The sequence below is a fragment of the Aeromonas sp. QDB62 genome (assembly GCF_027705695.1).
Taxonomy (GTDB): Bacteria; Pseudomonadota; Gammaproteobacteria; order Enterobacterales; family Aeromonadaceae; genus Aeromonas; species Aeromonas allosaccharophila.
Genome location: NZ_JAPDCD010000065.1, coordinates 1 through 15,346 on the forward strand (window position 1 = coordinate 1; position 15,346 = coordinate 15,346).

Sequence of the window (15,346 nt, forward strand, 5' to 3'; positions counted from 1 at the left end):
GAGCCGGCTGGAATGACGACTATCGGGCTCAGTTATTCTTTGGTTAAAATATCAACAAAGTGTGCTCCCGCCCTGGGTATGCAACCAGCGACGCTCAAAACCGCTCGTATATTCGGCAGCAAGAGCACCATATTCACGTAATCCTGTACGTTTGGCTCGCATGATTTTGACTGCAAAAACAGTTAATGGTGCCAAAACCAGGACGAGTCCGACCGCAACCAGCAAGGCGATTTCCGGCTTGTAATCAGTAAGTACCGCGCCATCATGCAAAATTCGATTGGATATATAACCTGCAAACTGGACGCCAAATACGGTAAGCAAAGGGGAATAGGCATAGGCTGACGCCCCCAGAAAACCGAGCCCCGCGTTGCGATCAGGATGAGTTGGGATGAGAGCAAGAGGAAGGCGTGACAACTGCCATAACAAGCGACTCCAGATAAAGATGCGATAAAACCAGCGCAGTATCAGGAACTGGGTAATGGGAATACTGATCCAGAAAAACCAGATACCGGCAAAGGAGAAACTTTCCTGGCCATTACGCAGTGAGCTATACCAAGCCGACGCATCCAGCACGAAGGTGTGGGTACGAACGAAATAGCCACTGGAGAATACAAGCACCAGCAGGAGTAATTCGGCGATCACAGAGTTGCGCCAAACCATGGCATTGCTTATTGCGCGATGAAAGCTTGCCAACGCATGATCGGGGATCAGTCTCCGCTCTAAAAACTGCGCCAGAATACCGCGGATCCGCTGATGTACAATCAGCTCAGCAAAGATCAACAGCGGGACACAGACAAGAAATCGGCTTTGAGATTCAATATCCAGCAGAAAAGGAACCGCAACGCCGCTACCAAACAAGGTACCTTCCCAGGCACTCAGCACGAATAGAGGTAACCAGCAGATGCCGCTTAGCACCAAAATGCGTAATTGAAGATGGGAAGTAACATCGCCAAGATGGGCGCGATTTAACAACTGATACAGCGGGCCGCCCAGCACCAGAGAGAAGGTCTCCAGCTCGGGTCGGGAGGAAGCAAGATCTTCAGCAGGTTGATGCGAAGACATGATGGCTTACCTTATTGGCTGTGGTTGACGAGACCAGACGCTTCTCTGCGTAACCCTCTGACAATGCAGAGATATCCTCTCAGGGACAGTCAGCCCCCTGGCACCTCTAGATATAGCTCGCCGCCAAGGCACTTGGCAACAGATAACTATCTTTTCCAGCTTTTATTCTGGACACTATTTTTGACACATTTATTAGAGGCAGCTTCCGACTCTAATGTACTGGTGAGTGCTACTGAAAAAAAGTAGGCATTTTATGATTTATACTTACTTAATTAATTTAAGAAAAATAAATGCCATGCCCCTCAAACCTAATAATACTTAGTAAGTGTTGCTATCATTTAATCAGCATCCAAATATAAACCTCATTAACTGACAAGTATTTTTATACATGGTTATTTTTAATTTAATCAGTCGCTGGTTATAATTAACATTTATTCGCAGACATAAATACATTGAGGGTAATAATAGTGAATACCTCTGATGCATCCATTTACAGCACCTCAACCTTTACCTTGATAATCCCGTCACGAATATTGCCGATGGAGCTAAAAGCCGATTTGGAGAGATCGATAATACGTCCGTTTTTGAAGGCGCCGCGGTCATTGACCTTGACCACTACGCTCTTGCCGTTGGCGAGGTTGGTGACCCGCACCATGGCGCCAAAGGGCAATTCCATATGGGCAGCGCTATTGAGGTTGTTGCGATAGGGCTCGCCGCTGGCAGTCTTTTTACCGTGATAGCGGTCGGCATAATAGCTGGCATAACCGGTCTCGCTATAGCCGCGCCAGCTGCCGCCGTGACTCTCGTCATAACGGCTGCTACAGGCCGCCAGCAGCAGACAAAGAGATAACAGCAGCCCTTTCTGGATATGTTGCACCTTTCCCCTCTCCTCTTTTCGCTCTGCGCTATTTTTACTCTTCGATGCGACCGGTGACGCTGGCTGCACGTTTGCAGGCGGGATCTCACCTTGTCATAGGTCCAAGGCACTCGCCATGTTACTCGCCTTGTTGTCAGGCAGCAGCGACGGTGCGGCTACTTTGCCATATCTCTCATGCAAAAAGGGAGGCAAATGCCTCCCTTTCAACTATTTACCCGTCATCCCGTGTCGGAATGGGCCAGAAACTGATCAGGCAATCAGCTTGTCATCGCTAAAACCGAAGCCACGCAGGCCCACCACATGCACGTGTTCGTGCTTGCCCTGCACTTTACGGATGAGCTTGTAGGTGGTGCCCTTCTCCGGGCTGATGTTCTCGGGCGCGGCGATAAGCAGCTGCATATCCTGCCGCTCGCACAGCTCGAACAGGGTGGCGATGGATTTGCCATCCAGACGGGCCGCTTCGTCGAGGAACAACAGACGGCAGGGAGCGATATCCTTGCCGCGCAGACGGCGGGACTCCTCCTCCCAGCTGATCAGCACCATCAAGAGGATGGCCTGACCGGTACCGATCGCTTCGCCGGTAGAGAGCGCGCCGCTCTCGGCACGCAGCCAGCCATCGGCCCCGCGCTGCACCTCGATCTCCAGCTCCAGATAGTTGCGATAGTCGAGCAGCACGTCGCCCATCACCTGATAGCTGCGATCCCCCTGCTCTACTTGCGGGTTCAGGCGCTGGAACAGCTTGGCCATCGCCTCGGAGAAGCTGAGCTCCTTGTCGGCGAACAGATCGTTGTGCATGGCGGTTTGATCGGCCAGCGCCGTCAGCAGACGGGTATGAGCCTCGCGGATGTTGACGTTGAGGCGCACCCCGCGCACCAGACCGAAGGCGATGTTCTGCAAGCCCTGGTTGAGCACCCGGATGCGGTTCTGCTCGCGACGGATGATGTTGGTGATCTTGGCCGCCACCTCGTGGGAGGAGAGCGACAGATGGGTTTCCCGCTGCTTGAGCTCGTCGGCGAGCCGCGCCAGCTCGATCTCCATCTCCTCGATCGCCTCCACCGGATCATCCGAGCGGATGATGTCGTTGCGGATGCGATCTTTCAGGTAACGGTAGACCTGCACGTAGAAGGCGACCTTCTGCTCGGTGCTGCGGTTGCCCTCGGAGAGACGCAGCGCATCGCGCAGGGCCTCGTCGTGAGCCACCGCCACCCGCAGGGCGCCGAGCGCCTTGTCCGACATGGAGCGCAGCTCGTCGCTGTCGAGGTACGCCAGCTCGCGCTTGTTGAGGCGCTTCTCGACGTCGGTCTCCCGTGCCAGTCGCACCACCCGCGACCAGCTCGCCTTGTGGCCCACCAGGGATTTACGGGCGCCGTAGTAATCCTTGCCTTCCAGCTTGAGACGACCACCAAGGGATTCGATCTCGCGCTTGGTGACCTGCAATTGGGCCTCGGCGCTGGTGCGACGGGAACGGGTGCGGATCAGCAGCTCTTCAATCTCTTTCTTGTGGGCGCGGGACTTCTCTTCCATGTCGTCAGAGAGGGTCAGCCCCATGGCCGCCAGCTCCTGCTCGAACTCGGTCAGGGTCTGGCGCTTGGCCTCGACGCTGGAGTTGAGGGCGGTACGCAGCTGCAACGCCTCTGTGTGGCGCTGGGCAATCTGCTTGTGCTGCTCGCCAGCGGTGCGGGCGGCAAGCTCGGCCGCTTTCAGCTTCTCTTTGAGTCGCTCGCTCATCTCGGAGGCCTTGCCCAGCAGGTCTTGTGCATCCTGATAGGCAAAGTGCGGCAGACGGGCCACCAGCTGATCGAGGGCGTAGCAACGGCGCTTCTGCTCGGCCAGCAGATCGCTCACCTCGTCATAAGCGGCCTGCAGCGCAGCAAGATCCTGTGGATCCTGACGCAGTACCTGCACCATGGTTTCCAGTTTTTCCAGCGACTTGCCGTGTTTGGCGATAAAGGCTTCGGCCTGTTTTAGCGCTTCCACATCGGCGTGAGCCGCCTCGAGGCGGGCCGCCAGCTCTGTCTCGGCAAACAGGTGGGCAAAGGGCAGCATCCCCTGCACCAGCTGGATATGGCGGGTCAACTGGGCGGCGGCCGCTTTGGCATCACTCAGCAGCTTGTCGCACTCACCGATGGCCCCTTGCAGCGCGCGAAGTTCGGCTTGTTTGGCCTGCACTTCGGCCTCGGGGTCGGGGCGGAAGGCGATATCCAGATGCAGGCCGATAAAGTCGCGGAAGTGACCGTAAAGACGGTGGAACTTCTGCTGCTCGAAGGCGGCCTTGGCGTAACCCTCGATGAGCCCTTCGCGCTCAAGGTCGAGCTGCTCGATCCGCTTTTCCCGCGCAGCGCGGCCAAACAGCGGCAACTCGGGGTAGCGGGAGAAGCGCACCTGACGCTTGCTGGTGCGCACCAGCACGGCGTCTCCCAGCTCGTCCGCTTCCACCAGATCCTCGTCAAAGGAGTCGGGGTTGCCCTGAATGAGGTAGATATCCTCCGGGCAATCGTCCAGCTTTTTCAGCCGCTCGATGGCGCCTTCAAGGTCGAGCACCACCAAGGCGCTGCGAGCCGGACCGTAGAGCGCGGAGTAGTAAGGGGCATCGTCGATGGAGATGTCGTCATAGACATCGGAGAGCAGCACGCCCCCCACCTGCTCGGCGATGCGGGCAAGGCGCGGATCGGCCTCGCCAGCGCCCAGTTGCAGGTTGCGAATTTGCAGCTCCAGTGCCTGTTTCTGCGCCGCGATGCGGTTGCTCTCCTGCTCGAACTCGCGCTCCTTGTCGAGCACGCTCTGCATGCCGGAAGAAAGCTCTTCGGCAGTGGCCAGCGGCAGACCGCTCTGCTCGCGCAGCTGCTCGAGCTTTTCAAAGGATTTGAGCCAGCGGGGAGCCAGCTTGGTGAGCTCCGCAATATCACGGCCGAGCTGGACGCCCTGATGCTCGAGGCTGGCGCGGCGCTGGTTCACCTCCGCCTGCTGCTCGGCCAGCTCCTCCTGACGGGTGCGCTGGGCTTCGAGGAAGATCTCCAGCTCATCTTGGCTGGCGATCTGCTGGCCAGAAGCCTGCTGCAGCTCGTCGCGCAGCTTGAAGAGATTCTTCTGGCTTTCGCTCTCTTTCTCGAGGCGAGCCAGCGCGGTGCGCAGCCCCTGCCCCTGCGCGATGCGAGCCTTGTCTTCGATATGACGCTTGAGCAGCGCCTGCGCGGTGGGCCAGGCTGCCTCGCGCACTGTCTCCGGGGCGATACTGAGCAGCAGCGCCAACGCCGCTTCATGCTCGGCCACCGCCGCCTTGGCTAGCGCCAGCTGCTGTTCGGCCCCCAGCACCCGGCTGGTGAGGCTCTGCTCGGCACTGCGGAACTGATGCAAAGTGTCGCTCGCCTGTTCGGCGGTCAGCCCCGGCAGCTCGCACTGCTCGCGGGCATTTTCCAGCGCCTGCACCGCCTGACGATACTGGATGGCGCGGGTCTGCTGAATATCGAGCGCCTGCTGGTAGTCGGCCAACTGGGTCTTGAGGCTGTCTACCTCGGCCTGGGCCAGCTCCTTGCGCTCTTCCACCTCCAGCAGTTGGCCGTGGATCTCCTCCACGATCGCCTGCTGTTGCTCCAGCTTGTCGACCAGCTCCGCCAGATCGGCGCGATACATCTCGATCTTCTTCTGCAGTGCAACAGCTGCCATTACCTTGGCCAGATGCTCGGCGGCAGATTCCAGCTCGTCGGTCAGCAATTTTTCACGGTTGGTAAGCTGCTCCACCTCATCAGCCAGATAGATGGCGCGCTGCTTCTCTTCGGCCAAAAAGCGGCGCTTGTCGGACAGCTCCTGGCGCGCCTTGAGGGCCAGCTCGGAGAGACGGCTCTTCTCGGCGGCGTTGCGTACATAGTCCGCTGCCACATAGTGAGTGGTCTCGGTGATCAGGTTCTTGAACAGATCCCGCTGCCCCTGAGTCTCTTTAATCGCTTCCAGGGTACGGCGGTTTTCATAGATGGCCGCCTCCATATCCGCAAACGCCTTGCGCACCCCTGAGTTCTCCGGCAGCAGGTATTCACGCAAAGAGCGGCTGATGGACGAGGAGATGCCGCCGTAGAGGGAGGCTTCGATCAGGCGATAGAACTTGCCGCGATCCTTCTGATCGCGCAACTTCTTCGGGGTGATGCCGAACTCGAACATGAAGTTGTGATAGTCGGTCACCGTATTGAACTTGGCGACCTTGATGGCCCCCAGCTCGGCGGCGGCCCCTTTCAGATCGGTAAAGGCGCGCACCCGCCCCTTGCCGTCATCCAGTTTTTCCAGCAGCAGATCGGTGGGTTGCAGCTGCTCTGGCACATCCACCAGCGCGAACGGGGTGATGTTGACCTTGTTGTCGCGGTTGGCCACCTGTTCGAGGTGTACGCCGACCCAGATCCGCTGTTCGCGGCTGTTCATCACTTCCAGCAGCGAATAGCAGTGTCCGCGCTGCAGCTTGCCGTAGAGCCCCTTGTCACGGGAGGCGCTACTGGAGCCCGCTTCCGTGGTGTTACGAAAATGCAGTAGCGACTGGTCGGGAATGAGCGCCGCGATAAAGGCCGCCATGGTGGTGGATTTGCCCGCACCGTTGCCGCCAGAGAGGGTGGTGACCAGCTGGTCAAGATCGAAGGTTCGGGCGAAGAAGCCGTTCCAGTTGACCATGGTCAGGGATTTGAACTTGCCTCGCACTGTTTATACCTCCAGATCCAGTTGTTCTTCATCGAGGTCCGCCTCGATATCGTCAAATAGCGAATCGCTGCTCGGCATCTCGTCGTCGTGGAAGATGGCTTCCCCTTCCTGGATCATCCGCAGTTGCACGGCGCGCGGATCTTCATCGGAGCGCACGTCGGCGGCAAAGCGGAACACCGATTCGTTGACCCGGAATTTGTCGCTGTTGCCAAGGGCGGTGATCATGCCAAGGCGGCGCAGGCGACGCATGGAGGTGCGGATCTTCTCCAAGAGCTTCTTCTTGTCGAGATCGGTACCGCCGGAGCGGCTGTTGACCATCCGCAGCAACTGCTTCTCGTCGGCCAGACTCAGCACCTCTTCTTGCAGCTCGCCCATGGCGAACACCCCTTCCGAAGCAAGGCGATCCGGGCTCAGGTAGAGGTAGCAAAGCACCTTGCCCACCAGCATATCGAGCTCGGAGAGCACAGTGGTACCGATGTCGGCACTGGGGCGCGGACGCAGGTAGAAGAAGCCTTCCGGCGCCTTGATCAGCTCCACCTGATAACGGCCATAGAAGATCTCCAGCTCGTTGTGGTACTCCACCAGCGCCGAGTGCTGTTCGAAATCGTCGGCACTGATGTGACGGCCGGAGCGCAAGGCGGTGTCGATGCGCGGAAACAAGGGGTTGGCAATCGCCTCTGCGAGCCGCAGCGGCAAGGGAAACTCAGTATTGATCAATGACATAGGCCTGAACCTTGGATCCAGCTTGGTTAATGGGTTTCCATGCGGGTTGGCGGTGCAGCTCGCGCTCACCGCTGGCATGGCCCAGGCGCACGGCCTGGTCGATCAGAAGACGCGCCACATCGAAATGGGCGTGAGCCGGGTAATCCAGCAGGTATTCGCGCAATACATCGGCCAAATCCAGCTGCTGGCCCTGCTCGGGATAGCGGGCCAGATAGCGCTCGATGCGCTCCGCCAGCTCCTGGTTGATGTCCACCATCTCCATGTACTCCATCTCGAGGGGCACCTCGCCGGTCACCTCCTCGTCGTGGATGGCGATGGTTTCATCGCGCAGCTCCAGCAAACGGGGCTCCTCGGCAATGCGCAGCAGCCAGTTGTGCTGTTCGAAATTGCGGATGGAGTCGCGCAGCCGCTGACTGAAGGCGCGGTTCTTGTCCATGTCGATGGCGTTGCGAATGAACTTGTGGACATGTCTGTCGTAGCGGGACCAGAGCTCGATGCACTGCTGGCCCCAGCTGGTGATGACGTCAAGGCGCCCTTGCAAGGCGTGAGTCAGCTCCTCGACGTGGAACAGATCGTCGCGCCCCTGCGCCGCTTCCTGAATGTTGAGCAGCCCCGCCTGCAGGCGGTGACCGGCGGCATCCAGGGTATCCTGCAGTTCGCGCAGGGTCTGGCCGGTCTCGTGCAGCAGTTTTTCGCAGCTGTGGATGGCATCGACCCAGTTCTGGGTCAGCAGGGCCGCGATCTCGCTTTTGACCTGATTCTGCTGCTCATCCATGGCGCGCTGGGTGAGATCGATGCGCCCCAGCGTCTCCTCCAGCGAGAAGGTGAGCCGTGGCAGCACCTCGGCGTCCCACTGCTCGCGGGTGTTGGTCTCGAGCGCCGCCTTGCGGGCGGTGTCGAGCTCGGCCGCCAAATGCTCGAGCAAGATGGAGAGCTTGATGGAATCGACCTGACGCTGATCGAGAAAGAAGTCGACGATGCCGATCCCAAGACGCGACAGGCGATAGAGGCTCTCCCCCGCCACCATGTCGGTGTTGAAGCGCGACAGCAACTGCTGGCGAATAAGGTCGTTGATGGCGTTGTTGGCGCGACCGGTGAGGGTCTCGTCCATCTGGCCAAAAGCGTTGCTGACATAGCCAAAGGCATCGTGCAGCGCCGCTTCCGACAAGTCCGACTCATCTTCGGACAGTGTCTTGATTGCAATCAGAAAGGCCAGCCGGTCGGTAGGCAGGCTCAGCGCCAACCCCTCCTGCCTGACCCACCCTACTATCTCCGGCAAAGAACGCTCGGGCAGGGTACGGGATGTACTCATCATGACGTTGTCATCTCGTTGTTGTAATTGAGCGCACAAACTCGCGCGCGGCTACATCCGGTAGCATCGAAAAATCAGGCCCCATCAACTGGCGGGTTTCTGCGCCATCACATGGATATAGCGACCCAGGGCGACAAAAGGCTCCTGACGGCAATATTGCTGCTCCATAGCAAGCAGATCGTCGAACTTCTCGACCTGATCCTGCTTGTGACGCATATAGTCGTGGATCACCCGCACCCCGGTCTTGCCGATGATCTTGAGCCCGCCTCGGCCAATCCAGTCATAGACCTGCTCCGGCAACTGCGGATTGGTGGGCGTGAGCGCAGTCTGGCGCTTCTTGCGCAGACCAAGTCGCACATAGTCAAAATTGCCCACCACCAGACTCTGGAACAGAAGACCATGACGGTTATAGAAAAGCAGCGACAGTATGCCCCCGGCATTGACGAAAGGGAACAGACCCAGCAAGGTCTGGCGCGGCTCGGCAAGCCACTCCAGCACCGCGTGGCAGAGCACCAGATCAAAGGTGCCGGTCACGTGTTGTTTCAGATCCTGAATGGGGCAATGGATAAGACGAATGTTGTCTTCCAGCCCCTTCTCGGCGATCTGGCTGCGGGCCAGATCCAGCATCTCGGCGGAGAGATCACACAACTCGACCTGATGACCCATGGCCGCCAGCTTCTGGGCAAAGTAGCCAAAACCGCCCCCCGCATCGAGGATGCGCAACGGCCGGTTGCCAAGGCGCGCCAGGCAGGCTTCGATGTCGCTCCAGACGATGGTGGTGCGAATGCGCCCCTTGGTGGAGTCGTAAATATTGCGGGCGAACTTGTCGGCGCGACCGTCAAAACTCTGATCTTGCTTCAAGAGAAACTCAACTTTGGCCATCCAAAAAAAGAGGGGTATTCTGTCACATCCCGAATTTGCTGAAAACTCAAGGAAGTGTCTGCCGTGTTTGTGATTAAAAAGTGGCTGGGTCAGCTGCTGATGCCGCTCCCCTTCTCCCTCTCCCTGCTGCTTGTCGCCCTGCTGCTGCTCTGGTTCACCCGTTTTCAGAAAACCGGCAAACTGCTGGCCACCCTCTCGCTGCTCATTGTGGCGCTGATGGGGATGCGGCCGGTGAGCTATGAACTGGCCCGCGGGCTGGAGCAGACCTATCCGCCGTTCGAGGTGAGCCAGCATCCCAAGATCGAGGCGATCGTGGTGCTCGGCAACGGCCATGTCAGCGATCCGGCGGTGCCCGAGCGTTCCTGGCAGAACAATATCGCCTTGGCTCGCACCCTCGAAGGGGTGCGTCTCGCCCAGGCCTATCCCGACGCCGAGCTGATCTTTTCGGGTTATGTATCGGGGGATCCCCTGTCGAATGCCGAGGTCAACGCCCGGATGGCGATGAGCCTCGGCATTCCCCGCGCGCGGATGACGTTGTTTGAAAACAACAAAGACACTCATGACGAAGCGGTCAGTATCAGTCGCCACCTGAAAGGAAAAGAGGTGGCATTGGTCAGTTCTGCCACCCATTTGCCCCGGGCCATGGCGCTCTATCAGGGTCAGGGACTCAATGCCGTGCCGGCCCCCACCGACTACACCGCCAAGCAGAGCCAGGTGCCTCAGCCGCTCTACAGTTATTTACCCAAAGGGCGTTATTTGATGTATTCCGAAGCTGCCATCCACGAATGGATTGGGGTATGGTGGGCTCGCTTGCGAGGGCAGGTTAACGAATGAGCAATCAAGCGATTCATTCCTGATTTGGATCAGGAAAGCGAAAAAAAATTACGTCATTTGCCGCCGGGTCAGCTATCTTGGGCTCGGTTCAATTCATATAATGTCGCGCAATCAAATGCCTAGGAGATATACAAGATGAGACAGCACCTGGTAATGGGTAACTGGAAACTGAACGGCACCAAAGCTTCTGTTGAAGCTCTGATCAAAGGACTGACCCCGGCTGCTGCCGCTCATCCTTCTGTACAAGTCGCCGTCTGCCCGCCGGTTATCTTTTTGGGTCTGGTTGAGCAACTGACCGCTGGCAGCAAGATTGCCTACGGTGCCCAGAACGCTGACGTTCACGAGTCTGGTGCCTTCACCGGCGAAAATGCCCCCTCCATGCTGAAAGCCTTCGGTTGCACCTACTCCCTGGTCGGTCACAGCGAGCGCCGTACCCTGCACGCAGAGACTGACGACGTGGTTGCGGCCAAGTACGAAGCGATCCAGAAAGGCGGCCTGATCCCGGTTCTGTGCATCGGTGAGACCCTGGAGCAGTTCGAAGCTGGCGTGACCAAGAACGTGGTTGAGACCCAGCTGAAAGCCGTTATCGACCGTTGCGGCATCGCCTCCTTCAACAACGCCGTTGTTGCTTACGAGCCGGTATGGGCCATCGGTACTGGCAAGACTGCCACTCCGGAGATCGCTCAATCCGTTCACGCTCACATCCGTCAGTACCTGGCCGGTTTTGATGGCGCCGTTGCTGCCAAAGTACAGATCCTGTACGGCGGTTCCGTCACTGGCGCCACTGCAGCCGATCTGTTCGGTCAGCCGGACATCGACGGTGGCCTGGTCGGTGGTGCGTCCCTGAAAGTGGACGACTTCTCCCAGATCATCGCTGGCGCTGCCAAGTAATTTCACATTACTGGCAAAGAGAGGGGCACGTCCCCTCTCTTGTATCGCTTTTCCTATGGCGGCCCCCGCATCCCATACGAAAGCCGATATAGTAAAAGTGGCTTGTCTATTTCCAAACATTCGTATTTGACAACTCAGATCCAGAGGCACTCATGACCAAACAAATCAAACGTATTGGTGTTTTGACCAGTGGTGGCGACGCACCCGGTATGAACGCAGCCATTCGCGCCGTGGTTCGCGCCGGTTTGCATCATGGCCTGGAAGTTTACGGTATTTATGATGGCTACCTCGGCCTGCATCAGGATCGCATCGTCAAGCTGGAGCGTCACAGCGTCTCCGACGTGGTGAACCGTGGTGGTACTTTCCTGGGTTCTGCCCGTTTCCCTGCCTTCAAAGACCCCGCAGTGCGCGCCGAAGCGATCGAAAACCTGAAAAAGCACAGCATCGACGCCTTGGTGGTGATCGGTGGTGACGGCTCCTACATGGGTGCCAAGAAGCTGACCGAAGAGGGTTTCCCCTGCATCGGCCTGCCGGGCACCATCGACAACGACATCGCCGGTACCGACTTCACCATCGGTTTTGATACCGCCCTGAACGTGGTCGTTGACGCCATCGACCGTCTGCGCGACACCTGCAGCTCCCACCACCGTATCTCCGTGGTCGAGATCATGGGTCGCCACTGTGGCGATCTGGCCATGTCTGCCGCCGTTGCCGGTGGTGCCGAGTACGTGATCGTGCCGGAAGTGGCTTTTGACAAGGACAAGCTGCTGCAACAGATCAAAGAAGGTGAAGTAAAAGGCAAGAAGCACGCCATCATCACCATCTGCGAGCACGTCACCGATGTGAACGCCCTGGCCAAAGACATCGAAGCCCTGACCGGCCGTGAAACCCGCGCCACCATCCTGGGCCACATCCAGCGTGGCGGTGCCCCGACTGCTCGTGACCGCATCATGTCCAGCCGTATGGGTGCTTACGCCGTTGAGCAGCTGCTGGCTGGCCACGGTGGTCGCTGCGTCGGTATCCAGCGCAACGAGCTGGTACACCACGACATCATCGACTGCATCGAGAACATGAAGCGCCCGTTCGATCAGGAGCTCTACAATCTCTCCACCACCCTGTTCTAAGCCACGCGGCTTTTTACCGGTTGTTGATGATAGAAACCCTCCATCGGAGGGTTTTTTTATATCTCACGCAAGCTGATGCATCGGCACAGTGTACCGCCCTCACCCTGCAGGTTGCCTTGAATCCCAGCTCTTGCGCCGTCTGACTGATCGTTAGCCTTCCCCTCCTCGCTCCAACCGGTTTCAGCCAAAGAGACAGTTCCGATATTGCCGTGGATGTTTTATCACTGTTGAACCGGCTTGTGGTGGCCTGCTTCTGTGCTGACCCTGAAACGAGCTTGTTCAGCCTCCTCGTCATACACCGCTGTGTGTATCTCAATCTTGTAGACGATATTCAGATATCTGAATCGCCCCCAGTTCCCCAACCATGATCCGGCCCAGCTCTTGCGTTGCAATCACATGACTTATGCCAAATGCATCGGCCACACAGATCGCTGTTCGAGACCAGCCAGACCAGCCACAGAGTAAGCCTCTGGCTTAATGCACACCTAAGCCTTGCTGCCACCTTGTCTATTCGTCCACCGGCCGGTGCAATTGGCGCTGATAAAACAGCCAACTGCCAATCCGTATCCCCCCAATCCATGGCTCGCCCCCCTGTAAAACGGAGTGTTGCTGTAAAAATACGGAGACATCGGCCTGATAAAGTCATGGGGCGACAAGGGTTGGCAACCAGATTGCCTCCACCAACTTTTTTTGGATGAGCTATCTGCGTCAGACATCGTCAAATCATAACCAGATGCACTTTTGATGGCCTTCATGACACAGTTACGAGGGAGATAACTTCTAAAACCCTATTTAAGCCCCATATAAAACCCACCTAAAAATAAATTAGCAAAACAATAAGACATTGAATTTAAACAAAATAATTGAAACGACTGGATCTTCGATGGGTCAAACGTCGCAACGGGCGATAAAATCAGCGCAACATGTCAAAAATGACCACCTCGACATCGCTGACGCGCAAAGTCGCCATTTTATCAACTTTACCCTTGTTTTAACCCCCTGTTATGGTATCTTGACAACATCAACCAACAACCTGGGGAGAGAAAAATGAAAGAGTTTGTCGTTACTGCCGTTTTCACGGTGTTTTTCACCCTGGTTGCTGTCTCTCTGCCCTCACTGTCACAGTTCTGAGCCGGATAGAGAGGCATCAATCCGGACTGGCCTTATCTGGCATGTCTGTTTAATCGCCACCAACTGGCGCTTTTCAGTGACAACGCCGAGATGGTCAACATAGATATGATTTCATCACGTTGACGCTGTTTCTTTCGCCACAAGGGTGTAACCAGGATGGTTTAACCACACTCTGTTTGGCCTGATGGAGTAGAACCAGCAGCAGATCATATCCGGGGGGAGCCAGGCTCCCCTTTTTGTTACCCGCCATTTGACAACCCCCTGCCCCGGCAGCCACAACAGGCTGCCATCCGTCACAAGGCCCATGCCCACGGCAGTTGTTTTCCCCTCCTGTGCTCTCCATTCAACACAGCAAAATCCGTCAGCAACCTCTTGTGCACTCCTTTCTCTGATATCTGTCCGCCAGATATAAAAAAGCCCCCGCCATCATGGCAGGGGCTCGCGTTACGCAGTTTCAGCTCAAGGCTGTGTTAGCTCAGCGCTGTTTTTGTTCAACTCAAAGCTGTTATGCCTTGTTCCAACGCTCTGGGTCATATTCCGGGCTGAAGCGGTCAACAATGACAGCACAGGCCGCATCACCGGTAATATTGAGGGAGGTGCGGATCATGTCGAACAGACGATCCAGCGCAAACAGCAGCGGCAACCCTTCGATGGGGATCCCGGCTGCCAGCAGCACGGCAACCACCAGGAAGCTTGGGCCCGGCACACCGGCCTGACCGATCGCCCCCAGGGTGGAGGTCACGATGATGGCCGCCCAGGCACCGACACTCAGATCGATGTTGTAAACCTGAGCGAAGAAGATGGCGACCAGACCGTAATAGATGGCGTTGCCGCTCATGTTGATGGTGGCCCCCAGCGGCAGCACGAAGGAAGCAGTCGCGTTGGTCACTTTCAGATCATGCTCGCAGGTCTCCATATTGACCGGCAGGGTCGCCATGGAAGAGGCGGTGGAGAAGGCCACGATCTGCGGCTTCTTCATGGCCGAGAAGTACTTGCGTACCGGCGTGTTGGAGAACATCACGACCAGCAGCGGATAGACCACAAAGCCGAAGATCAGGATGGCGGCCACATAAACCACGAACAGCTTGAGCACCAGGGTCAGCACGTCGAAGCCATAAGTACCGATGGCTTCAGCCATCAGACCGAACACCCCGAGCGGCGCAATGATCATCACCTTGTTGATCATCCAGACGAAGGCATCCACCAGGGTATTGAGCCCATCGACCAGCGGCTTGGCCCGCTCGCGCGGCTGTTTGGCCAGCGCAATGCCGAGGAACATGCAGAACACCAGGATCTGCAGGATGTTTGCCTCGTTGAGCGACTGGAACACGTTGGTGGGGATCATGCCAAGCAGGGTGGCAACTGCATCCGGCAGCGCCCCTTTATCGGCGTAGTCACCGCCAAACATGGAGGCGACGGAAGCGAAATCGACCCCGACACCCGGTTTGAAGATTTGCCCCATCACCAGCGCCAGCAGCACGGCCAACGCAGAGGTAATCAGGAAGAAGGCCAGCGTCGCTGCGCCGATCTTGCCCGCCGCCGGGCTGGCGCCCAGATTGGCGGCGCCGGAGAGGATGGCAACCGCCACCAGCGGGATCACCAGCATCTTGATCAACTGGATAAACAGGGTACCAAGCGGTGCAAATACGGTGGCTTGTTCACCCATGAACGCGCCGACCACTGCGCCCAGTACCATGGCCACCACAACCTGGAAGCCGATGTTTTTAATGAGTCCTTTAGTTAACACAATATGTTCCTTTACCTGATTACCCATGATTAGCAGTCAGTTACCACGAACTATACTGATCTTACGTACAGTTATCGAGGTGCGAG

10 protein-coding genes are annotated in these 15,346 nt (G+C 57.4%); 3 read left to right on the forward strand and 7 right to left on the reverse strand.

Features of this window, described 5'->3' with window-relative positions; all coding sequences use genetic code 11:
- Positions 1 to 51 precede the first annotated feature (51 nt).
- From OKC27_RS21170 to cmoM, 6 genes are all read right to left on the reverse strand, one after another.
- Complete coding sequence (locus tag OKC27_RS21170) at positions 52 to 1,062, reverse strand: hypothetical protein (protein WP_270806667.1); 1,011 nt, start codon at positions 1,060 to 1,062, stop codon at positions 52 to 54.
- Between the two features lie 490 nt (positions 1,063 to 1,552).
- Positions 1,553 to 1,939, reverse strand: a complete 387-nt coding sequence (locus OKC27_RS21175; protein WP_182939621.1) for a septal ring lytic transglycosylase RlpA family protein — start codon at positions 1,937 to 1,939, stop codon at positions 1,553 to 1,555.
- A gap of 249 nt (positions 1,940 to 2,188) precedes the next feature.
- Entirely contained in the window at positions 2,189 to 6,616 is a 4,428-nt protein-coding gene (gene mukB / locus OKC27_RS21180) for a chromosome partition protein MukB (protein ID WP_182939620.1), read from the reverse strand.
- Between the two features lie 3 nt (positions 6,617 to 6,619).
- Complete coding sequence (gene mukE / locus OKC27_RS21185; RefSeq protein WP_033135263.1) at positions 6,620 to 7,339, reverse strand: chromosome partition protein MukE; 720 nt, start codon at positions 7,337 to 7,339, stop codon at positions 6,620 to 6,622.
- Entirely contained in the window at positions 7,320 to 8,654 is a 1,335-nt protein-coding gene (mukF, locus tag OKC27_RS21190) for a chromosome partition protein MukF (protein ID WP_042062655.1), read from the reverse strand. Before mukF ends, mukE begins: the two co-directional genes overlap by 20 nt.
- 81 nt (positions 8,655 to 8,735) lie before the next feature.
- Complete coding sequence (cmoM, locus tag OKC27_RS21195; protein WP_042657464.1) at positions 8,736 to 9,512, reverse strand: tRNA uridine 5-oxyacetic acid(34) methyltransferase CmoM; 777 nt, start codon at positions 9,510 to 9,512, stop codon at positions 8,736 to 8,738.
- Positions 9,513 to 9,596: 84 nt separating this feature from the next.
- On the opposite strand from cmoM, the gene elyC reads away from it, so the two are divergent.
- The 3 genes from elyC to pfkA all read left to right on the forward strand — a co-directional run bounded on the left by elyC (position 9,597) and on the right by pfkA (position 12,382).
- Positions 9,597 to 10,367 carry an envelope biogenesis factor ElyC gene (gene elyC, locus OKC27_RS21200; RefSeq protein WP_058051526.1) on the forward strand — a complete coding sequence of 257 codons (771 nt, stop codon included), beginning with the start codon at positions 9,597 to 9,599 and terminating at the stop codon, positions 10,365 to 10,367.
- 135 nt (positions 10,368 to 10,502) lie between these two features.
- Entirely contained in the window at positions 10,503 to 11,258 is a 756-nt protein-coding gene (gene tpiA / locus OKC27_RS21205; RefSeq protein WP_042062658.1) for a triose-phosphate isomerase, read from the forward strand.
- A gap of 152 nt (positions 11,259 to 11,410) precedes the next feature.
- Complete coding sequence (gene pfkA / locus OKC27_RS21210; protein WP_042657428.1) at positions 11,411 to 12,382, forward strand: 6-phosphofructokinase; 972 nt, start codon at positions 11,411 to 11,413, stop codon at positions 12,380 to 12,382.
- A 1,636-nt stretch (positions 12,383 to 14,018) separates the two neighbouring features.
- Here the strand turns inward: pfkA and OKC27_RS21215 are convergent.
- The gene (locus tag OKC27_RS21215; protein ID WP_082628306.1) at positions 14,019 to 15,260 is read right to left on the reverse strand and encodes a dicarboxylate/amino acid:cation symporter; all 1,242 of its coding nucleotides are present in this window, start codon (positions 15,258 to 15,260) and stop codon (positions 14,019 to 14,021) included.
- Positions 15,261 to 15,346 lie beyond the last annotated feature (86 nt).